This window comes from Kribbella sp. ALI-6-A (genome assembly GCF_001984195.1).
Taxonomy (GTDB): Bacteria; Actinomycetota; Actinomycetes; order Propionibacteriales; family Kribbellaceae; genus Kribbella.
Genome location: NZ_MTQN01000010.1, coordinates 1 through 21,539, shown reverse-complemented (window position 1 = coordinate 21,539; position 21,539 = coordinate 1). Strand labels below are relative to the sequence as shown.

Annotated in this window: 17 protein-coding genes and 2 rRNA genes; 3 read left to right on the top strand and 16 right to left on the bottom strand. The window is 68.8% G+C overall.

Annotation, left to right across the window (positions count from 1 at the left end; all coding sequences use genetic code 11):
• Positions 1-125: 125 nt before the first annotated feature.
• From BWI15_RS14430 to BWI15_RS14375, 12 genes are all read right to left on the bottom strand, one after another.
• Positions 126-794, bottom strand: coding sequence for an NUDIX domain-containing protein (locus BWI15_RS14430; RefSeq protein ID WP_077014931.1), 669 nt, complete (start codon positions 792-794; stop codon positions 126-128).
• Positions 791-2,545 (bottom strand): CTP synthase, encoded by a 1,755-nt coding sequence (locus BWI15_RS14425; protein WP_077014930.1) that lies wholly within the window; start codon positions 2,543-2,545, stop codon positions 791-793. The genes BWI15_RS14430 and BWI15_RS14425 overlap by 4 nt, the downstream gene beginning before the upstream one ends.
• 21 nt (positions 2,546-2,566) lie before the next feature.
• The gene (locus BWI15_RS14420) at positions 2,567-3,592 is read right to left on the bottom strand and encodes a glycosyltransferase family 4 protein (RefSeq protein WP_077014929.1); all 1,026 of its coding nucleotides are present in this window, start codon (positions 3,590-3,592) and stop codon (positions 2,567-2,569) included.
• Entirely contained in the window at positions 3,589-5,205 is a 1,617-nt protein-coding gene (gene murJ / locus BWI15_RS14415) for a murein biosynthesis integral membrane protein MurJ (protein WP_237771285.1), read from the bottom strand. Before murJ ends, BWI15_RS14420 begins: the two co-directional genes overlap by 4 nt.
• Positions 5,184-5,987 carry a hypothetical protein gene (locus BWI15_RS14410; RefSeq protein WP_077014928.1) on the bottom strand — a complete coding sequence of 268 codons (804 nt, stop codon included), beginning with the start codon at positions 5,985-5,987 and terminating at the stop codon, positions 5,184-5,186. Before BWI15_RS14410 ends, murJ begins: the two co-directional genes overlap by 22 nt.
• Complete coding sequence (locus BWI15_RS14405) at positions 5,987-6,931, bottom strand: copper transporter (protein WP_077014927.1); 945 nt, start codon at positions 6,929-6,931, stop codon at positions 5,987-5,989. The genes BWI15_RS14410 and BWI15_RS14405 overlap by 1 nt, the downstream gene beginning before the upstream one ends.
• Positions 6,928-8,109 (bottom strand): putative cytokinetic ring protein SteA, encoded by a 1,182-nt coding sequence (gene steA / locus BWI15_RS14400; protein ID WP_077014926.1) that lies wholly within the window; start codon positions 8,107-8,109, stop codon positions 6,928-6,930. Before steA ends, BWI15_RS14405 begins: the two co-directional genes overlap by 4 nt.
• 117 nt (positions 8,110-8,226) lie before the next feature.
• Positions 8,227-9,951 (bottom strand): DNA repair protein RecN, encoded by a 1,725-nt coding sequence (gene recN / locus BWI15_RS14395; RefSeq protein ID WP_077014925.1) that lies wholly within the window; start codon positions 9,949-9,951, stop codon positions 8,227-8,229.
• Complete coding sequence (locus tag BWI15_RS14390; RefSeq protein WP_077014924.1) at positions 9,952-10,896, bottom strand: NAD kinase; 945 nt, start codon at positions 10,894-10,896, stop codon at positions 9,952-9,954. It lies immediately after the preceding gene.
• 44 nt (positions 10,897-10,940) lie between these two features.
• On the bottom strand, positions 10,941-11,759 hold the full coding sequence (locus BWI15_RS14385; protein ID WP_077014923.1) for a TlyA family RNA methyltransferase: 819 nt from the start codon (positions 11,757-11,759) through the stop codon (positions 10,941-10,943).
• Between the two features lie 14 nt (positions 11,760-11,773).
• Complete coding sequence (locus BWI15_RS14380) at positions 11,774-12,811, bottom strand: hypothetical protein (protein ID WP_077014922.1); 1,038 nt, start codon at positions 12,809-12,811, stop codon at positions 11,774-11,776.
• Between the two features lies 1 nt (position 12,812).
• Positions 12,813-13,295, bottom strand: a complete 483-nt coding sequence (locus BWI15_RS14375) for a phasin family protein (RefSeq protein WP_077014921.1) — start codon at positions 13,293-13,295, stop codon at positions 12,813-12,815.
• Between the two features lie 105 nt (positions 13,296-13,400).
• On the opposite strand from BWI15_RS14375, the gene BWI15_RS14370 reads away from it, so the two are divergent.
• The gene (locus BWI15_RS14370) at positions 13,401-13,592 is read left to right on the top strand and encodes a hypothetical protein (RefSeq protein ID WP_077014920.1); all 192 of its coding nucleotides are present in this window, start codon (positions 13,401-13,403) and stop codon (positions 13,590-13,592) included.
• Positions 13,593-13,610: 18 nt separating this feature from the next.
• On the opposite strand, the gene BWI15_RS14365 is transcribed toward BWI15_RS14370, so the two are convergent.
• The gene (locus BWI15_RS14365; RefSeq protein ID WP_077014919.1) at positions 13,611-14,720 is read right to left on the bottom strand and encodes an HAD-IIA family hydrolase; all 1,110 of its coding nucleotides are present in this window, start codon (positions 14,718-14,720) and stop codon (positions 13,611-13,613) included.
• Positions 14,721-14,744: 24 nt separating this feature from the next.
• Here BWI15_RS14365 and BWI15_RS14360 point away from each other — a divergent pair, with 24 nt between their 5' ends.
• The gene (locus BWI15_RS14360) at positions 14,745-15,899 is read left to right on the top strand and encodes a DUF1015 domain-containing protein (protein ID WP_083750770.1); all 1,155 of its coding nucleotides are present in this window, start codon (positions 14,745-14,747) and stop codon (positions 15,897-15,899) included.
• 50 nt (positions 15,900-15,949) lie between these two features.
• Here the strand turns inward: BWI15_RS14360 and BWI15_RS14355 are convergent, their stop codons facing one another.
• Entirely contained in the window at positions 15,950-16,780 is an 831-nt protein-coding gene (locus BWI15_RS14355) for a hypothetical protein (RefSeq protein ID WP_083750769.1), read from the bottom strand.
• On the opposite strand from BWI15_RS14355, the gene BWI15_RS38820 reads away from it, so the two are divergent.
• Positions 16,745-17,464 carry a hypothetical protein gene (locus BWI15_RS38820; RefSeq protein ID WP_143465603.1) on the top strand — a complete coding sequence of 240 codons (720 nt, stop codon included), beginning with the start codon at positions 16,745-16,747 and terminating at the stop codon, positions 17,462-17,464. The genes BWI15_RS14355 and BWI15_RS38820 overlap by 36 nt on opposite strands.
• A 614-nt stretch (positions 17,465-18,078) precedes the next feature.
• Here BWI15_RS38820 and rrf read toward each other — a convergent pair.
• Together rrf and BWI15_RS14345 are read right to left on the bottom strand one after the other, a co-directional pair.
• A 5S ribosomal RNA gene (rrf, locus tag BWI15_RS14350) occupies positions 18,079-18,196 on the bottom strand.
• 134 nt (positions 18,197-18,330) lie between these two features.
• Positions 18,331-21,457, bottom strand: a 23S ribosomal RNA gene (locus tag BWI15_RS14345).
• Between the last annotated feature and the right edge of the window lie 82 nt (positions 21,458-21,539).

The window sequence follows — 21,539 nt, the reverse complement described above, 5'->3', positions numbered from 1 at the left end:
ACACGAGAGCGGGCCCCCGGGATGCCTGCCGACGGGCGAGGTGCTGCGCTCGTTGCCGACGACTCCCGGGGGCCCGCCACTACTTCGCGGCCGCTGCCTGACAGCGGCCGATACTTCGCCGGGCGTCAGCGGTCCTTAGCGGGCCAGGGCGCGTCGGCCGGACGCAGCGCGTCGAAGCCGTCGCCGTTGAGCGCGGTCCACGCGGCCAGGGAGCCCATCACCAGGATCGGGTTGTGCAGGTCGCCGGCCAGCGCCGCCTTGACGACGTCCTCGAGCGGAGCCCAGACAGTTTCCATGTCGGCTTCCTCGTGCAGCCGGTCGTAGGCCTCGTCGGACGCCGACAGCTCACGCGCCAGGAAGATCCGGACCGCCTCGTTGGTCAGCCCTGGCGAGGTGAACGCGTCCACCAGGATCCGCCAGTCGGCGGCCTTGGTCGCGGCCTCCTCCCACAGTTCCCGCTCGGCGCCGATCCGGTACGCCTCACCCTGTACGTCGAGCAGCCCCGCGGGCGGTTCGAGCAGGCGGTAGCCGACCGGGTGCCGGTACTGGCGGACCAGCAGCATCCGGTGGTTCTCGTCGAGCGCCACCACGCCGACCGCGCCGGGGTGCACGACGACGTCACGGGTGAACGGCTCGCCGCCGTTCGGCGGGACCACCTGGTCCCGCCGTACCGAGATGACCCGGCCGGTCGCGTGCACGGTCTGCGACGAGGTCACCTGCCAGGACGCCGGCGCGTCGGCCAGCCCGGCCCCGAACCGCAGCTCGGCGACCTCCGGCGTCTTGCCGTCGGTCATCGGGCCTTCGCCTTGGCGGCCCCGGCCTTCACCGGCTCCTTGGCCTCGGCGGCCTTCGTCTCTGCGGTCTTCGGGGCCGGCGGGACCTCCTCGACCGGCAGCCGCGACTCACGCTGCCGGACCAGTGCAGCGCCGATCAGCCCGGAGAACAGCGGGTGCGGCTTGGTCGGCCGCGACCGCAGCTCCGGGTGCGCCTGGGTGGCCACGAAGAACGGGTGCAGCGACTTGTCCAGCTCGATGAACTCGACCAGCTCGTTGTCCGGCGACAGCCCGGAGAACACCAGCCCGGCGTTCTCCAGCTTGTCCCGGTAGGCGTTGTTGACCTCGTAGCGGTGGCGGTGCCGCTCCTGCACCGACGGTGCGCCGTACAGGGAACGGACGATCGATCCGTCGGCCAGGTTCGCCGGGTACAGGCCCAGGCGCATCGTGCCGCCGAGGTCGCCGGTGCCGGAGACGATGTGCTTCTGCTCCTCCATCGTGGCCACGACCGGCTGCTCCGCGTCGGGGTCGAACTCGCTGGAGTTCGCGTCGAGCAGGCCGGCCAGGTCGCGGGCGACCTCGATCACCATGCACTGCAGCCCCAGGCACAGCCCGAGGATCGGGATGCCGGCCTCGCGGGCGAACCGGATCGCGCCGATCTTGCCCTCGATCCCGCGGACACCGAACCCGCCCGGGATGCAGACCGCGTCCACGTCACCGAGCAGCTTGGCGGCCGCCTCCGGGGTGGCGCACTCGTCGGAGGCGATCCAGCGCAGCGTCACCTTCGCGTCGTTGTCGAACCCGCCCGCGCGCAGCGCCTCGGCCACCGACAGGTACGCGTCCGGCAGGTCGATGTACTTGCCGACCAGCGCGACCGTGACCTGGTCCTTCGGGTGGTGCACGACCCGCAGCAGCTCGTCCCAGCGGGTCCAGTCGACGTCGCGGAACGGCAGGTTCAGCCGGCGGACGACGTACGCGTCCAGGCCTTCGGAGTGCAGCACCTTCGGGATGTCGTAGATGCTCGGCGAGTCCACGGCGGCCACCACGGCCTCCACGTCGACGTCGCACATCAGCGAGATCTTGCGCTTGACCCCGTCGGGGATCGGCCGGTCGGCGCGGCAGACGATCGCGTCGGGCTGGATGCCGATCGAGCGCAGCGCGGCGACCGAGTGCTGGGTCGGCTTGGTCTTCAGCTCACCGCTGGGCGCCATGTAGGGCACCAGCGAGATGTGCAGGAAGAAGACGTTGTCGCGGCCGACGTCGTGCCGGACCTGCCGGGCCGCCTCCAGGAACGGCAGTGATTCGATGTCGCCGACCGTGCCGCCGATCTCGTGCAGCACCACGTCGACGTCCGGACCGGCCATCGCCAGCATCCGGTCCTTGATCTCGTTGGTGATGTGCGGGATCACCTGGACGGTGTCGCCCAGGTACTCGCCGCGGCGCTCCTTGGCGATCACCGAGGAGTAGATCTGCCCGGTGGTCACGTTCGCGACCTGCGACAGGTCGCGGTCGAGGAACCGCTCGTAGTGACCGATGTCCAGGTCGGTCTCGGCGCCGTCGTTGGTGACGAACACCTCGCCGTGCTGGAACGGGTTCATGGTGCCGGGATCCACGTTGAGATACGGATCCAGCTTCTGCATGGTGACCCGGATGCCCCGTGCCGTCAGCAGACTGCCGAGGCTGGACGCCGTCAGCCCCTTGCCGAGACTGGAGGCGACGCCACCGGTGACGAATACGTGCTTGGTCTGCTGGGAATTCGAAGCCCTGTCCACGGGCCTCCAGCCTACCGCTTGTCAAGCGGTTCCGGCGACGAGACCCCCGTAGATGTCCAGCAGATTCTTCGCCACGGCGTCCTCGTCCGGCCATCCGGAGGCCAGCTGCAGGCCTTCGGCGCGCTGTAGCGCGGCCGTTTCCGGCTCGGAAAGAAGTTTCCGAACGCCGTCGGCGAGCCCGCGCGTGTCGCCCGGAAAAGCCAGGATCGCGCTGTCCCCGACCAGTTCCGGTACGCCGCCGACCGCCGTCGCCACCACCGGTACGCCGGCCAGCAGCGCCTCCTGCAGCACCAGCGCCCGGGCCTCCCAGTGCGAGGTGAGCAGGAAGACGTCGGCCGCGCCGAGCAGGTCCGCCACGTCGTTGCGGTGGCCCAGCAGCCTGACCGGCAGGCTCTCGGCGTCGATCCGGGCCTGCAGGTTGTCCCGCAACGGCCCGTCGCCGACCACGGCGAACACCACGCCCGGTTCGGTCGTGGCGATCTCGGCCGCGACCGACAGCAGCGTCGGGTAGTCCTTCTGCGGCGCCAGCCGGCCCACGGTGAGCACCAGCGGCGCGTCGCCGATCCCCAGCTCCTCACGGACAGCGGCCGACGGCTTACGCACCTGCGGCATGGCCGGCGCCGCGACGGGCGCCAGCCGGGCCTGACGGGCTCCCAGGCGTCGGGCGAGCTCGACCAGGTCGGAGGACGCACCGAGCGTCAAGTCGGCGCCACGGGCCACCAGGCGCTGTCCCAGCCGCATCACAAGACCGCGAGGGCCTGGTGCGATCACCGCGTTGTGCCAGGTCACCACCAGCGGCCGCAGATGGGACCGGTCGCGCAGCGCGGCCATCCCGGCCCGGTAGCCGTGGGCGTGCACCACGTCGGCGCCACGTAGACCGGCGGCCGTCGCGACCACAGCTGCCGCGCCGAAGTCGAAGTGCTCGGCTGTCCCCGGCGGTGCGCACACCACGACCTCGTGACCGGCCGCCAGGAAGCGAGGGACCAGTGAGGCGACGTGCTGGCCGATCCCGCCCCGCGACTCCGCCAGCAGCAAGCCGATCCTCATTGCTTCTCCTCCACCACAGTTGGAACACCCCTGCGCAGCAGCGCCCGAGCATCCGGACGGTCCACCAGTACGGCGACCGCGGCGTACACGACAACGACAGCAAGCCCGGACAGTACGGCGAACAGCAGCGCGCTCTCCCAGCCTCCGCCGTCAGCCGGCAGCGAGACGGCCCAGCCGGCCGCACCGGCCAACGCCGCACCGACCACAGCCGCGACAGTCGCACGGGACAACCCCTGCAGCACACCAGCTCCGGCGACCCGCTGCAACACCACCAGCAGGACAACAGCACCAGCGAGCATGCCGACCGACATGGCCGCGGCCAGCGCCGGTACGGCGTCCCACTTCAGCGTCAGGACGAGCCCGGCGACGGCTACGAGCAGCCAGGCGCCACCGGTCACCACTGCGACCGCGCGACCCGTGTGCCGCGCGTAGAGGACCCGACCGACGTGCATCAGGACGGCGAACCCGATGATCGCCGGGGCGAACGCGACCAAACCGTTGGCCAGCGACGACGCCTGCAGCTCCTGCACGCGCCCGTCGTCGTACGCGAAGATGCGGGCGACCGGGACCGCCGTACCGACCAGGAGCGCGGCACCGGCTCCCCCGGCGAGCATGACCGCCCGGGTGGACGTCGCGGCGTACAGGTCGAAGGCCGAGTTGTCCTCGGACTCGAAAGCCGCTGCCAGGCGCGGGAAGACCGCGGTGGTGATCGGCACCGCCAGTACGGCGTACGGGAGCAGGTAGACCGCGTTGGCCCAGGTGTAGACCGCGATGCTGCCCGGTACGCCGCGGTGGTTGGCCAGGTAGGTGGTGACGAGGAACGCGACCTGCTGCGCGACCAGTACGGCGAGGCCTGCGGCAGCGAGCCTCCGCAGGACCGGACCGACTCCCGGGTCCAGCCGGAGCGTCGGGCGGATCGGCAAGCGCAGCAGGAGCATCGGCACGAGCACGGTCAGCGCCAGCGCCAGTACGCCGGCAGTGGTACCCCAGGCCAGCAGATCGGCGGCACCGCGCGACGCCTGGTCCGCCACCGGAGCTTCCACCGCGAACACCAGGTAGGTCGCGACAACGACCAGGCTGGAAATCAACGGCGCCAGCGCACCGGCCGCAAAACGCTTGTGGGACTGGAGAACGGCCGTCGCGACCACAGCGACCGCATAGCCGAACACCTGCGGGACGAAGATCACCAGCATCCTGGTGGCGGTCGCACCAGAGCCACCACACTCAGCACCCGAGTCCAGCATGGCCGAGGTGTACTGCGACGCCAGAAGCCAAGCCAGCAACGCGAAAGGCGCCAGCAGCACCAGCGACCAGGTCAGCAGCGCACCGATGATCCGGCCCTGTGCGGCTTTGTCACCGCGGGCCACCGGGCCGGCCAGAATCGGGATGACCGCACCGGCCAGCGCACCACCGACAACGACTTCGAACAACACGTTGGGCAGCTGATTGGCCGTGGCGTAGGCCTCCGCCAGACATCCGGCGCCGACCGTCTTCGAGAAGACCAGCCACCGGCCGAAGCCGACCACGCGGGCCAGCACCGTGACACCCGCGACCAGCAACGCGGCCCGGGCGATCCGCCCGCCCGCACTGTTCACCGGGGTCGTCGGCCCCACTGGTCGATCTTGTCCAGGGTCGGGTTGCCGGCGATCACCTTGGTGAAGCTGACCTTCTCGCTGGCCAGGTTGAGCGCGACAACCGCTGTCAGGGCAAGGGTCTTGAGCGGGCGCGGCAGCGACGCGGCCAGCGCCGTACCGGTGATCGCTCCCAGTCCGTTGGCGCCGCAGTCACCGAGCATCGAGCGCTCGCCCAGGTCCGACGGAGCAGCGGCGACAGCCGCACCGACCACCGCCGCGGCCGGTCCACCGGCAACAGGCGCACTCGCCGCGGTGATCGCCTTCAGCGCACGACCGGGCCGCAGATCCAGCAGGTTCGCGAGGTTCGCCGTGCCGGCGATCAAGGCGCCGTCGGCAACGATCTCGGTCAGCGCGCCGAAGCCTGTGGATTTGCGGGGCAGCAGTGCCGCCGCGGCCAGCCCGGCCGCACCCACGCCGAGAATCTTGACCGCACCGCTGGTCACCTCGCCGCGCTTCAGGGCCGACAGATGACCGCGAAACCCCTTGGTTTCCGTGGCTCCCGCGAGGTCGTCGTACGCGCCGACGGCACCCGACACCGAACCGGCCAGCAGCGCGGCGGCCTTGACGCGTCCCTTGCCGCTGCCCGCCGCGACACCGGCCAGGGCTCCCAGTACGGCGACCGGTCCCTCCAGCAGCGTGACGGTCTCGCCGCGGTGGTTCGTGCGCTCGAACGGCGCCCGCTTGTCCTTCGGCAGCTTGGCGGCGGCGCGTTCCAGCCCCGCGGTGGCCGCGGCCGCGACGACCGCTCCGACCAGCCCCATCAGTTCTCCTTCGCCTGCACCGCCGACGGCGCGACACCGTTCTTCGCGTCGACGCCGCCGTACTGACCGGCCTTGCCGCCGACCTGCTCGACCAGGGCGAAAACGATCGTGGCCTGGCCGCTGGGCATGTTCGCGACGTCGACCGAGGAGATGATCTTGGTCGCGTCGCTGTCCCCGCGCAACGCCTTCAGCAGGCCGCCGTTCTGGGCGCTCTCCGGCATGCCCGCGACGACCGACCCCGCGCTGCCCAGGTCCAGGCCCTCGGCGAAGTCCACGCTGTCGGTGTACGACGAGTTGTCCGGCGCCGGCGTCGGCGGCTTGGCGGCGACCACGACGACCAGATCGGCGCGGTCCTTCGGCGTCGGCTTGACCGAGATCAGCTTCGAGTCCGACATCCCGCTGAGGATCTTGGTCGACTCGGCGTCGATCGCCTTGTTCTGCTCACGGGCCAGCACGCCGCGGGCCAGGATCAGTCCGGCCCGCTGGTAGGTGTTGCTGTCGGCCGGGAAGGTGATGTCCGGGGTGACGAGTTCGTTCACCAGCGGCTCGATCAACTGACGCTGGCCCTGGTCGAACATCTTGCTGTCCAGCGCGACCCTGGTGGTGACCTGACCGCCGGCCCCCTCCAGCGATTCCTGGATCGCGTTGGTCATGTCGCCGTCCGAACCGGGCATCGTGACGATGGCGATCCGGCGGCCGGCCAGCTTGCCGTCGGTCAGCCCGGCGGTCACCTTCGACACGTAGTCGTCGCGGTACTTGTCCAGCGACTTGGCCTGGATCGCGTCCGCCCGCGCCTGCTCCAGGGCCTGCCGGTCCCGCTCGGCCTGGGCCTGGACGACCTCGGACGCGGTGCCCTTCAACGGTCCGGCACCGAGCACCACGCCGGCTCCGAGGGCGAAGAAGATCGCCACGATCGAGACGATGTGGTAGCGAAAGTCGATCACGTGAACAGCTCCCGGATATGGAAGTAGATTTCGTTCCAGCGCGCCCGCAGGATCGACCAGAGCACGTCGTCGGCCCCGATGGCCACCATCGCCACCCCGAGCGCGAACAGCCCGGCCGCGATCAGCGCGACGATCTGGGATGTGGAGACGCGGCTGCGGTACAGCCGGCCGACACCCTTGGCGTCCACCAGCTTGGCACCCACCCGCAACCGGGTGATGAACGTGCTGGCCATCCCGGCGCGTCCCTTGTCCAGGAACTCGATCAGCGAGTTGTGCGTGCCGACCGCGACGATCAGCGACGCGCCCTTGGAGTCGGCCAGCAGCATCGCGACGTCCTCGCTGGTGCCGGCCGCGGGGAACTCGACCAGGTCAACCCCGAGCCGCTCCAGCCGCTCCGAACCCGGCGCGCGGCCGTCCCGGTAGGCGTGCACGACCACCTCGGCGCCGCACTTCAGCGTCTCGTCCTTGACCGAGTCCATGTCGCCGACGATCAGGTCGGGCACGTACCCGTTCTCCACCAGGGCGTCCGCGCCGCCGTCGACGCCGATCAGCACCGGGCGGTACTCGCGGATGTACGGCCGCAGCGCGACCAGGTCCTCGCGGTAGTCGTAGCCCCGGACGACGATCAGCACGTGCTTGCCGTCCATCGCGGTGTGCACGTCCGGTACGCCGACGCCGTCGAGCAGCAGATCCCGCTCGCGCCGCAGGTATTCCAGCGTGTTCGCGGTGAAGGCCTCGAGCTGGGTCGACAGTCCGGCCCGGGCGTCGTCCATCAGCTGCGCGACGCTCTGGCTGTCCTGGATGACGCCTTTGGCGACCACTTCCTCGCCGCGGTACAGCACCCCGTCGTGCAGGCGGACCCGCTCGCCCTCGTGCAGCACCGAGAAGACCTCGCGGCCGATCCCGTCCACCAGCGGGATGCCGGCCTCGACCAGGATCTCCGGGCCGAGGTTGGGATAGCGGCCGCTGATCGAGTCCGCGACGTTCACCACCGCCGCGACCTGGCAGTCGACCAGCGCCTCGGCGCTGACCCGGTCCAGGTCGACGTGGTCGATGACGGCGATCTCGCCCGGCTTCAGCCGTTTGGTGAGATTCTTGGTACGGCGGTCCAGCCGAACCACTCCGGCGATCCCGGGCAGCTCAGTCGGTCGTGCTCTACGCAGGCTGGGCAGTTTCATCGCGCTCTCATCCTGCCATGTCAAGAGCCCCCTGCCCGCCTTTTGCGGCCGGGAGAGCGCATTCATCGACTGATACCCGCGCGCCGTGGGGTCAAATCATTCTTTCGGCGGAGGGCGTCAGCGCTTCTTCTTGCGCCGCTTGGTGTGACGCTCGGCGGCCAGCGCGAGCAGTTCCTCGGCGTGCGCCTGGGCCGCGTCGGAGTTCTCCAGGCCGGCCATCATCCGCGACAGCTCCTTCAGCCGGCCTTCGTCGTCCAGCGCGACCAGACCGCTGGTGGTCACCGAACCGTCGTCACTCTTCAGCACGACCGCGTGACGATCCGCGAACGCCGCCACCTGCGGCAGGTGGGTGACGACGATGACCTGCGCCTTTTCCGCCAGCCGGGCCAGCCGCTTGCCGACCTCGACCGCGGCCCGCCCGCCGATTCCGGCGTCGATCTCGTCGAACACCAGCGTCGGCACCGGATGGGTGTCGGACAGGATCACCTCGAGCGCGAGCATCACCCGTGACAGCTCACCGCCGGACGCCGCCTTCTGCAGCGGCCGGGCCGGGCTGCCAGGGTTCGCCGCGAAGCAGAACTCGATCTCGTCCGCGCCGTACGGGCCTGGCGCCGTCTCGTGCACCTCGACGGTCAGCGTCGCGTGCGGCATCGCCAGCCCGGTCAGCTCCTCCGACACCGCGACACCCAGCCGCTGCGCCGCTTCCCGGCGGGCCGCACCGATGGTGGCGCCGAGCTCGGTCAGCTGGGCCTGCAGCTCGGCCTTCTCGGCGGTCAACTGCTCGACCCGCTCGTCACTGCCGTCCAGCTCGATCAGCCGCTCGGCGGACCGCTTCGCCCACTCGATCACCTCGTCGACGGTGCCCTCGGCGTCGCCGTACTTGCGGATCAGGCCGGTCAGCAGGCTGCGGCGTTCGCTGACCACGGCCAGTCGCGCGGGGTCGGTGTCCACGTCCGCCACGTACGACGACAGCTCGCCGGCCAGGTCCGCCGCGAGATAACCGAGCTCCCCGGCGCGATCGGCCAGCTCGGCCAGCTTCGCGTCGTGCTCCCGTTCGCCGTCGAGCACCTGCTTGGCCAGCGACAGCAGGCCGAGTACGTCGCTCGGCCGGGTCGAGTCGAGGTCCTCGGACGCGAGCGCCTCGCCCGCCGTCGTCGCCGCCGTCCGCAGACCGTCGGCGTACGCGAGCCGGTCCTCCTCAGCAGCCAGCTCCACGTCCTCGCCCGGCCGCGGATCCGCCTTGGCGATCTCGTCGAGCCCGAAGCGCAGCAGATCCGCCTCGGCCAGCCGGTCGCGCTGGCGGGTGGTCAGCTCGGTCAGCTCGGCCTCGACCTCCCGGTGCCGCCGGTACGCCGTCGTGTACTCGCCGAGCGGCGCCAGCACGGGCTTGCCCGCGAAGGTGTCCAGCGTCTCGCGCTGACGGGCCGGCTGGAGCAGGCGCCACTGGTCGGCCTGTCCGTGGATCGCGACCAGGTCACCGGAGACCTCGGCCAGCACCGACACCGGCACCGACGCGCCGCCCAGGAACGCCCGGGAACGACCCTCCGACGACAACTCCCGCGCGATCAGCAGCTCGTCGTCGTCCAGCTCGCCCCCGCGGTCCTCGGCCTGCTGCACGATCGACCGCGGCACAGCACTCGCCCGGCCCTCGACCCGCGCCCGCCGAACGCCGTGCCGGACCAGGCCGCTGTCGGCCCGGCCGCCGAGCAGCATGTTCACGCCGGTCACGACCATTGTCTTGCCCGCGCCGGTCTCGCCGGTGACCGCGGTGAAACCCGGATCGAGGTCCAGCGTGGCGTCCTCGATCACGCCCAACCCGGTGATGCGGATCTCCGACAACATCTAGGTCTCCTCTTGTGCACTTCGTTTGCGGCGGTGCTCGGCCGCGCCGCGCCACCCCAGCACGGGCAGGTCGAACTTGGCCACCAGCCGGTCGGTGAACGACGCCTCGTGCGCCCGGGCCAGCCGGACCGGGGTCTTGCCGCGCCGGACCTGGATCCGGGCGCCCGGCGGCACCTCGACCATCCGGCGCCCGTCGCACCACAGCACGCCGCGGCCGTGCCAGGCGGCGATCAGCTCGACCGTCAGCTGGGAGTTCGGCGCGACCACGATCGGCCGGGAGAACAACGCGTGCGCGCTCAGCGGGACCAGCAGGATCGCCTCGACGTCCGGCCAGACGATCGGTCCACCGGCGGAGAACGCGTACGCCGTACTGCCGGTCGGGGTGGCCAGGACGACACCGTCGCAGCCCCAGCGCGACAGCGGCCGGCCGTCGACCTCGACCAGCACCTCGAGCATCTTCTCCCGGGCCGCCTTCTCCACCGACGCCTCGTTCAGCGCCCAGGTGTCGAAGATCAGGTCGTCGCCGACGAACACGTCGACCGCGAGCGTCATCCGCTCCTCGACGGTGTAGCTGCGGTCGACCACGACCTCGACGATCCGCTCCAGGTCCTCCACCTCGGCCTCGGCCAGGAAGCCGACGTGGCCCAGGTTGACGCCGAGCACCGGCGTACCGTGCGGGCGGGCCAGCTCGGCGCCGCGCAGGATCGAGCCGTCGCCGCCGAGCACGATGATCAGCTCGACGTCCTGGGCCGCCTGGTCCGCGTCGTCGGCGATCTCGGCCGGGTGCAGGTCGAGCTCCGAGGCCTCCGCGCCGACCAGGCGGACGACGATGCCCGCGGCGGTCAGCAGCCGGTGCGTCTGGCGGGCGACCTCGACCGCCAGGTCCCGGCCGGTGTGCGTCACCAGCAGGACGCGCCGTGGCTCGGTGCCGACCGGCTCAACCACGCGGACCTGCCTTCTGCTCGCTCACAGCGTCACTCACCGGGGACTCATCGGGGACCGTTCTCGACGGCGTTCTGGAGCATCGTCTCATCGAGAGGTGGTGCCGAACGCCGTATCCACAGGAAGTACTCGACATTTCCGGACGGACCGGGCAACGGGCTGGCCGCGACACCCTGCACACCCCAGCCCAGCTCGGCCGCCTTCGCCGCCACGCCGCGCACCGCGTCGGCCCGCAACTCGGGGTCGCGCACGACGCCGCCCTTGCCGAGCCGTTCCTTGCCGACCTCGAACTGCGGCTTCACCATCAGCACCAGGTCGCCGTCGGGTTTCACCACCGCGAGCAGCGCCGGCATCACCAGCGTGAGCGAGATGAAGCTGAGGTCGCTGACCACCAGATCGACCGGCTCACCGCCGATCGCCTCCAGCGTCAGCGTGCGGACGTTCGTCCGGTCCATCACCGTGACGCGCTCGTCGGTCTGCAACGCCCACACCAGCTGGCCGTAGCCGACGTCGACCGCGATCACACTGGCGGCGTCGTTGCGCAGCAGCACATCGGTGAATCCGCCGGTGGACGCTCCGGCGTCAAGACACCGCCGCCCCTTCACCTGTACGCCGCTGAACGCCTCCAGCGCGCCGATCAGCTTGTGCGCGCCGCGACTCGCGTAGCCCGGGTCGTCGACCTCGGAGGTGTCGACGAGGATCGCCGCGTCGGCGCCCACGCCGGTGGCGGGTTTCGTCGCCACCGTCCCCGCGACCTTCACGCGCCCCGCAGCCACCAGCTCGCTGGCGTGCTCGCGCGATCGGGCCAGCCCACGCCGTACCAGCTCCGCATCCAGCCGAGACCGCTTGACGCCTCCCTTGGCCACGCGACCCTTTCCAGTCAGCCCCGGTCGCCCGGTTCGGCGTCCGCCTCCACCAGCGCCGACTGCAACCGCTCGTGCAGCTCGGCGTAAACCTCCGCATGCTCACTCACCGGCAGGTCCCGCAACCCGTCGAGCCGCGTCATCGTCTCCTCCACCAGAGGATGGACGTCGTCCTCGGAGAACTCGCGGCTCCGACCGGCCGATTCAGCCCCGCTCGACTCGCGACCTGCGGAATCCTCCGCTGCCGAGTAGCTGCTCGCAGGCGCCGCCGCGTTGCCGCGTGCCTCGTCGTAGGCGCTCTGGCCGAGTGTGTCGCGCCCGTCTGCAGCCGAGACCGGCGTGGGCTGGGCGCCGGAACCCGGCTGGCCGGACGGCGCAGCCGGACGGGGTGGGAATCCTGGCGACGGCGGAGTCGGGCGAGACGCGAAGCCCTGGGTCGGCGGCGCCGGCCGGGGTGGGAATCCCGCCGGCGGCCCAGGCCGCGGCGGCGTACCGGCCGGAGCCGCGGGCTTCGGCGCGAAGCCGCCCGGGGCACCGGGCTTCGGCGCGAATCCGCCCGGCGCAGCCGGCTTCGGCGCGAACCCGTCCGGAACACCCGGCTTCGGCGTGTCCGCCGCCGGTGCGGCCGGGCTGGGAGCAGGGGTTTCCGGTGCGGACGCGGCGGCCTTGGCGGCTTCCTCGGCCTCCAGTTCGGCCATCAGCTCGGCTTCGGCGCGCTGCTCGGCCTCCAGCTCCGCCGCGGCACGGCGTTCGGCCTCCTCGGCTTCCAGCTCCGCCTGGAACTCCGCCTCGGCTCTCAGCTCGGCCTCCAGCTCCGCCGCGGCGCGTCGCTCAGCCTCCTCGGCCTCGAGCTCCGCCTGGAACTCCGCCTCAGCGCGCCGCTCGGCCTCCGCGACAGCCGCGTCGTCAACCGACGCCGCGAAGGTCTGCTCGGTGTCCTCCGGCTCCGGCTCGGTGTCGTAGTCCGGGGCCGGGCGCTCGCCCGGCTCGGGGTCGAAGCCGGGCTCGACGTCCGGGTCGATGGCGGGCGCCTGCTCGCCAGGGTGGTCGGTCACGTCACGCCTTCTTCGCCGGCGCCTTCTTGGCCGCCTTCTTCACCGCGGGCTTCTTCGCCACCGGCGCCGCGGACTTCTTCACCGCGGGCTTCGCCAGCGGCTCGGACTTCTCCGCCGCGGCCGCCGCCGTACCGGCTGCCGTCGCCGCGACCGATCCGGCCGCCTCGGCAGCCGCCCGCGTCACGGCCAGCTCCCGCTCGAGCCGGTCCACCCGCCGCTCCAGTACGCCGACCTCCTCGCTGCGCACGAACCCGAGCCGCGACACCGCGCCCTCGACCTCGTTGGCCACGATCGCCTGCAGCAACTGCCGGTTGCTCTTGCTGGTGGCAACGATCTCGTCGGCCAGGTCGGTGACCTTGGTCGTCAGCGCGTCGGCCCCCGTCTGCTGCAGCAGCGCCTTCGCCGCCTGCTGGGCCCGCTGCCGGGTCACCTCGGTCAGGCCGTTCGCCAGCTGTACGTAGCCGCGCAGTGCGTCCATCACCATGACTGCCTCCTCGCGTCGTCCCAGCAACGGTATCGCGCCGGCCGTCCGACACCACCCCGGACGCCCCCCGGCCAGCGAACCGAACTGCTCACCACCCGCCGATTCGTGCTCGCGGACATCGCCGCCGTGCACTCCGCGTACTACGACGGCTGGTGGGGCGTGAACTGCGACTGCCTCAACCAGCTGGAGCTAGAACTCCACGGCCGCGAGCACCCCGTACCCGTGCGAGCCGTCGTCGCCACCACGCGCAGCCGACGCATCGCCCGGATCGCGCACCAGCTCAGACAGCACCTCTGACAGCGAGGCCGAATCGACCTACTTGTCGAGTCCCACCCGGTGCAGCGCGGCGTCGATCGCGATCGAGCCGAGCGCGGGACCCGGCTTCGGCAGCGGACGGCGACCGCGGGTGGCCGACTTCGCGGTCGGCTTGGTGGTCTTCGCGGGCTGGTCGGTGGCGGCCCACACGGCGGACAGGATCGCGCGCAGTCCGTCGTACGGCTCGCCCTCGCCCTTCACCGTGACCGAGCCGTTCACGACCTCGGCCGTCCAGCCCCCGCAGGTGTGCTTGCCACCTTCCACCTGGACGCCGGGCTGCGGCAGCGCGAGCGCACTCAGATCCGGCGCGATGTACGTCGGCCGCTGGTCCTTGGGCGCCCGGGCCAGGTCGTGGGCGTCGTGCACACCGGTGGCGACCCACAGGCTGGCGATGCCGACCGCGTGCGCGCCGGCGATGTCCGAGTCGAGCCGGTCGCCGATCATCAGCGGCCGTTTCGCCTGCAGGCGTTCGATGCTGGTCTCCAGCAGCGGCGGCTCGGGCTTGCCGGCCACCACCGGGTCGACCTCGACCGCGGCCCGGATCGCCTGCACCAGCGTCCCGTTGCCCGGCGCCATGCCGCCCGCGGTGGGAATGGTCAGGTCGAGGTTCGTCGCGTACCACTTGGCGCCCTCGTTGATCGCGTGCGCACCGTCGGCGAGCATCACCCAGCTGACGTCCGGGTGGAAACCCTGCGCCACCGCGACCGGGTGCGCGTCGCTCGACCGCACCGGGCGCATCCCGTACTCCTCCAGCGCCGAGGTCAGCCCCTCGCCGCCGACCACCAGCACCGGCGACTCGGCCGGGAACTCCGCCGCGATCAGCTTCGCCGCGGCCTGCGCCGAGGTGACCACGTCGTCGGCGGTCACGTCCAGCCCGAACGACGCGAGGTGCTCGGCGACCACCGAGGCGGGCCGGCTCGCGTTGTTGGTGATGTACCCGATCCGCAGGCCTTCCTCGGCGGCCTTGCGCAGGTTCTCCGGCGCGTCCGGGACCGGGTCGGGTCCGACGTAGACGACGCCGTCGAGATCGAGCAGCGCCACGTCGTACCGGGCGGCGAGCGGTTCGTCACAGGCCGACAGTGGTGCGGGCGCTTCGCGTTTCGCCGTCATCGGTCCCCCCGTACGATGCCGCCCATGTCGGATGCCACCCTGCGCCTGGAGCCGTTGCGTGCCTGGCGGTTCGTCGCGGGCAAGGTGAGCGGGCTCGGCGCGGTCACGTCACCGCCGTACGACGTGCTGGAACCGGCGCTGGTCCGGCGGCTGACTGATTCTGATCTGCACAACATGGTGAGGCTCATCCTTCCACGCGACCCCGAACTCGGTTCCAGCCGGTACGACGGCGCCGCCCGGCGATTGGTTGACTGGCAGCGCGCCGGCGTCGTGGTCCAGGACCGCAGGCCCGCTCTCTACGTCTACGAGCAGCAGTTCCAGGGGGCAGTGCTGTGCGGTCTGGTCGGGGCGCTGTCGTTGGACCCCGAGCGCCGCGTAGTGCTCCCTCACGAGAACGTCATGCCCCAGTGGGTCGATGACCGGTTCGAGCTGATGACCGCCACCGACGCGGACCTGGAACCGATCCTGCTCGCGTACGGCGGTGGTGGCGCGGCCAGCGACGCCGTCGACGCGGCCCGCTCGGGTGAACCGTGGCTGGTCGCCGACACCGAGAACGGCGCGCACCACCGGATCTGGCGGATCGAGGACCCCGACGAGCTCGCGGTGATCGCCGCCGAGCTCGCCCAGCACGAGGCACTGATCGCCGACGGCCACCACCGGTACGCGGCGTACCTGGAGAGGGCGCGGCGCGAGCCGCACCGCCCAGGGACGTCGGCGGGGCTCGCCATGCTGGTCGACAACGAGCGGCATCCGCTCACCCTGGACCCGATCCACCGGCTGGTGCCTGGGCTGTCGCTGGAGACAGTGCAGCGCCGTACGCCGGGGAGCTGGCAGGTGCTGCCTGGGCGCGTCGACGACGTACCGGACCGGGTGGCTGTCTCCGACGGGTCGTCCTGGGTCACTCTGCGGTCCACTGCGTACCGGGTGGAGCCGACGGTGGCGCTGCTGCACGAGGAGCTCCTGCCGGCGTGGGGCGTGCCGGTGGACGACGTGACGTTCCACCACGCGCTGGCGGACGCACTGGCGCTGGCCGGGCCGTCACGGGCCGCTGTGGAGCTTGTGGCGCCCCGGCTGGACCAGGTGCTGCAGTCTGCTGTCCGGGGCATCGTGCTGCCGCAGAAGGCGACGTCGTTCGGGCCGAAGCCGCGGGTTGGGTTGTTGTTCCGCACGCTCGACTGATCCAGAACGCAGAAAAGCCCGGGACATGGTGTCCCGGGCTTTTCGTTCGATCAGTTCTTGCCGGTGTCCTCGGCGTCGACGTCGACCTGCCCGTCGAGTGCGTCGTCGACCACGATCTCGTCCGTGCTGCCGGCCACCGAGTCGTCCTCGGCGTCGTCGGCGGTGTCAGCGTCCGCGCCGTCGTCGTCGAGGTCGATGTTCTCGTCCAGGTCGTCCTGGTCGAGCTCGTCGTCCTCGTCGGTGACCTCGACGATCACGTCGTCGTCCTCGTCGTCGAGGTCGGTGAAGCGCAGACCTTCCAGCTCCGCCGCGCGCTCAGCCGCACCGGTGGAACCATCGGCGTCCGCACCGGCAGCACGGTGGAACCAGATCAACGCGTCCTCGGTCCGGCCCGCCTCGGCCAGCGCGTCGGCGTACGCGTACCGCAGGCGCGGCAGCCACTCGGCGCGCGTCCGCTTGGTCAGCTCCGGCACCTCGAGAGTCTGGATCGCCGCCGCGGTCTGGCCCATGTCCCGCCGGGCGCCGGCCGCGACGATCAGCATCTCGATCTGCGAGGCCTCCTCGAGCTGCAGCACGATCTTCTCCCGCGACAGCGCGAGCGCCTTCTCCGGCCGGCCGAGCGCACGCTCGCAGTCGGCCATCATCGGCAGCACCTCGTTGTTACCGGTCATCCGCCGAACCGCACGGAACTCGGTCAGCGCCTCGTCGTAGTGCTCAGCCAGGTACGCCGTGATGGCGACCGCCTCGCGGACACCACCCAGTCGCGCGGCCAGCCGGCGCGCGGTCCGGGCGTGCTGGTAGGCCAGCTCGGGGTTGTCGTCGAGGAACTGTCCGGACGCGACCAGGTGCTGAGCGACCAGGTCGGCCAGACTGCGCGGCAACGACCGCAGCTCCGCCTTGACCCCCCGGTCGAGCTCCGCACCGGTGATCCCGGCCGGAATCGGCGGATCGTCGCGCCGCGGACCGGCCTTCTCCTCGTCCCGCCGGTCGTCCCGCCGATTGTCACGGCCGCGGACGTCCCGCCGTCCCGCAACCCGCTCGTCCCGCCGAGGCCCACCGGTTCCCCGCTTGTCCCGACCGCCACGTTCTTCGCGCCGGGCGCCGCCGGTCCGTTCGGCCCCACGGGCGCCACCACGGTCATCGCGGTTGAACCCACCAGACCGCTCGCCACCACGCGAAGCACCGCGCTCGTCCCGCTGGAACCCACCGGACCGCTCAGCCCCACGGGAACCACCGCGATCGTCGCGGTTGAACCCACCAGACCGCTCGCCACCACGGGAACCGCCACGGTCGTCACGCGAGTAACCGCCGGACCGCTCACCACCACGCGCACCGCGGTCGTCCCGGTCGTCACGGCGGAAACCGCCGGCCGGCCGCTCAGCGCGTCCACCGGACCGATCGTCCCGCCGGAAGCCACCATCACGGGCGCCGCCCCGGTCGTCGCGCGAAGCTCCGCGGTCGTCCCGGAATCCTCCGCGATCGTCACGGCCACCGCCTGCGCGAGACCCACCGCGGTCGTCTCTCGAGCCTCCACGGTCGTCGCGCTGACCTCCACGCGGACCTGAGGGACGCTCGTCGCGCCGGAAACCGTCCTGGTCACGCCGGCCGCGGTACCCACCACGGTCGTCACCCCGGGAGTCCCCGGACAGCTGACCCTTGAACGGGTCCCGCTCGCCCTTGTCGTCCCCACGGGAACCAGCGAATCCCCGACGGTTGTCACCGTCACGGGGAGCACCGGTCCGCGGTCCGCCCGTTCGAGGAGCGCCACCCGAACGGGGAGCTCCACCGGAACGGGGAGCTCCACCAGAGCGCGGCGCACCGCCACTGCGCGGGCCTCCGGTCCGAGGACCGTCTCCACGGCTGGAAGCGCCTCGGTAGCCCGAGCCACCAGAGGAACCAGAACTGCTTGATCCACCCGAGCTGCCGGCGCCCGGTCGACCACGGTCAGTGGAGTCGGAACGCCCACCGCCTGCTCGACCGGGACGCCCGGCACCGCCGGACGAACCACGGCGATCACCCGAGCCGGAACGGGGGTTGCGAGGTGGCGTAGCCACGGTGACTCCTAACGGTCGTACGAGGTTGTAGCGCTCAGACAAAAGTACAGGGTGCCGGACGTGCTCTCGGACCCCCGACAAATGTTAAGGGCCACCCGGATGGGGTGGCCCTTAACAGTGTGAATGTCCGGCGACGTCCTACTCTCCCACGACCTCCCGGTCGCAGTACCATCGGCGCTGTCGGGCTTAACTTCCAGGTTCGGAATGGAGACTGGGTGTTTCCCCGACGCTATGGTCACCGTAACTCTATAGAAATATCAACCAACACACACAAACCACAAACGGGCTGGGGTTGACCGTATTCCGGGAACCGTACAGTGAACGCGAACATCGTTACGCAGCAATAAATGTCCCAATACATGACCACAATGTGGTGTTGAGACAAGCCCTCGGCCTATTAGTACCAGTCAGCTCCACACCTTACGGCGCTTCCACTTCTGGCCTATCAACCCAGTGGTCTACTGGGGGCCTTACCCGATTAACTCGGTGGGAGACCTCATCTTGAAGCGTGCTTCCCGCTTAGATGCTTTCAGCGGTTATCACTCCCGAACGTAGCCAACCAGCCGTGCTCCTGGCGGAACAACTGGCACACCAGAGGTTCGTCCACCCCGGTCCTCTCGTACTAGGGGCAGCCCTTCTCAAGTCTCCTGCGCGCGCAGCGGATAGGGACCGAACTGTCTCACGACGTTCTAAACCCAGCTCGCGTGCCGCTTTAATGGGCGAACAGCCCAACCCTTGGGACCTACTCCAGCCCCAGGATGCGACGAGCCGACATCGAGGTGCCAAACCATCCCGTCGATATGGACTCTTGGGGAAGATCAGCCTGTTATCCCCGGGGTACCTTTTATCCGTTGAGCGACGGTGCTCCCACATGCCACCGCCGGATCACTAGTTCCGACTTTCGTCCCTGCTCGACATGTCTGTCTCACAGTCAAGCTCCCTTGTGCACTTACACTCGACACCTGATTGCCAACCAGGCTGAGGGAACCTTTGAGCGCCTCCGTTACCTTTTAGGAGGCGACCGCCCCAGTCAAACTACCCACCAGGCACTGTCCCTGATCCAGATAATGGACCGAAGTTAGACAGCCAGAACAACCAGAGTGGTATTTCAACGATGACTCCACCCGAACTGGCGTCCGGATTTCACAGTCTCCCACCTATCCTACACAAGTTGTACCGACCACCAATACCAAGTTGTAGTAAAGGTCCCGGGGTCTTTCCGTCCTGCTGCGCGTAACGAGCATCTTTACTCGTAATGCAATTTCGCCGAGTCCATGGTTGAGACAGCGCCCAAGTCGTTACGCCATTCGTGCAGGTCGGAACTTACCCGACAAGGAATTTCGCTACCTTAGGATGGTTATAGTTACCACCGCCGTTTACTGGCGCTTAAGTTCAAAGCTTCGCCGGCCTAAACCAGCTAACCTGTCCCCTTAACGTTCCAGCACCGGGCAGGCGTCAGTCCGTATACATCGAATTACTTCTTCGCACGGACCTGTGTTTTTAGTAAACAGTCGCTTGGGCCTGGTCTCTGCGGCCATCAACGCTTCCACCAGCAAGTGGTGTAACGCATCCGGCCCCCCTTCTCCCGAAGTTACGGGGGCATTTTGCCGAGTTCCTTAACCATGGTTCACTCGATCGCCTTGGTATTCTCTACCTGATCACCTGTGTCGGTTTGGGGTACGGGCGGCTCTAACACTCACTACGAAGTTTTTCTTGGCAGCATGGGATCATCCACTTCCCCTAAACGGGTCCGCCTCGGTTCTCAGGCTCCATGAGACACGGATTTGCCTATGCCTCGCCCTACCACCTTGCCCGCGGATCAGCTTGCGCCTACCATCGCCGCGGCTGGACTGCCCTCCTGCGTCACTCCTTAGTGCACCTAATACCACCTAGGGTCAACAGATCCACTACTTGGCCCGAAAGCCGCCTAGCTTCTCGGTCTTAGCATCAGTGACCTCGGTCGGGTCGTGTTAATGCCGGTACGGGAATATCAACCCGTTGTCCATCGACTACGCCTGTCGGCCTCGCCTTAGGTCCCGACTTACCCAGGGCAGATTAGCTTGACCCTGGAACCCTTGATCATTCGGCGGACGGGTTTCTCACCCGTCATTCGCTACTCATGCCTGCATTCTCACTCGTGCAGCATCCACAACTAGATCACTCTGCTGCTTCACACGCTGCACGACGCTCCCCTACCCATCCACACACCTGGACACCAATCAAGTCGGTGCCGAGTACTAATGTGAATGCCACAGCTTCGGCGGATTGCTTGAGCCCCGCTACATTGTCGGCGCGGAATCACTTGACCAGTGAGCTATTACGCACTCTTTCAAGGGTGGCTGCTTCTAAGCCAACCTCCTGGTTGTCTGGGCAACTCCACATCCTTTTCCACTTAGCAATCGCTTAGGGGCCTTAGCTGGTGATCTGGGCTGTTTCCCTCTCGACTACGGAGCTTATCCCCCGCAGTCTCACTGCCGCGCTCTCACTTACCGGCATTCGGAGTTTGGCTGATTTCGGTAAGCCGGTAAGCCCCCTAGACCATCCAGTGCTCTACCTCCGGTAAGAAACACGCGACGCTGCACCTATATGCATTTCGGGGAGAACCAGCTATCACGGAGTTTGATTGGCCTTTCACCCCTATCCACAGGTCATCCCCCAGGTTTTCAACCCTGGTGGGTTCGGTCCTCCACGCGGTCTTACCCGCGCTTCAACCTGCCCATGGATAGATCACTCCGCTTCGGGTCTAGAGCATGCGACTAAAACGCCCTATTCAGACTCGCTTTCGCTACGGCTACCCCACACGGGTTAACCTCGCCACATACCACTAACTCGCAGGCTCATTCTTCAAAAGGCACGCCGTCACACCCACACAAGGTGAGCGCTCCGACGGATTGTAGGCAACCGGTTTCAGGTACTATTTCACTCCCCTCCCGGGGTACTTTTCATCTTTCCCTCACGGTACTAGTCCGCTATCGGTCACCAAGAAGTATTTAGGCTTAGCGGGTGGTCCCGCCAGATTCACACGAGATTTCAAGAGTCCCGTGCTACTCGGGAAAACACTCGGAAGTCACTGTCTTACACCTACGGGGCCATTACCCACTACGGCCCGGCATTCCAACCGGTTCGGCTTCAACAATGATTTATAACTCCCTGACACCACGGCATTAGTGTCTGAATGCTCCCACAACCCCACATACGCAACGCACGCCGGCTATCACACGCACATGGTTTAGCCTCATCCGCTTTCGCTCGCCACTACTCACGGAATCACTATTGTTTTCTCTTCCTGCGGGTACTGAGATGTTTCACTTCCCCGCGTTCCCTCCAGAACCCTATGTGTTCAGGAACTGGTAACTGGCTTTAGAATGCCAGCTGGGTTTCCCCATTCGGACACCCCCGGATCACAGCTTGGTTGCCAACTCCCCGGGGCTTATCGCAGGCTCCTACGTCCTTCATCGGCTCTTGGTGCCTAGACATCCACCGATTGCCCTTAGTAGCTTGTCACACATACAAAGGAACAATAAAATCGCTTACAAAAGATGCTCGCGTCCACTATACAGTTCTCAAAATACGGGCAGGAAAACCA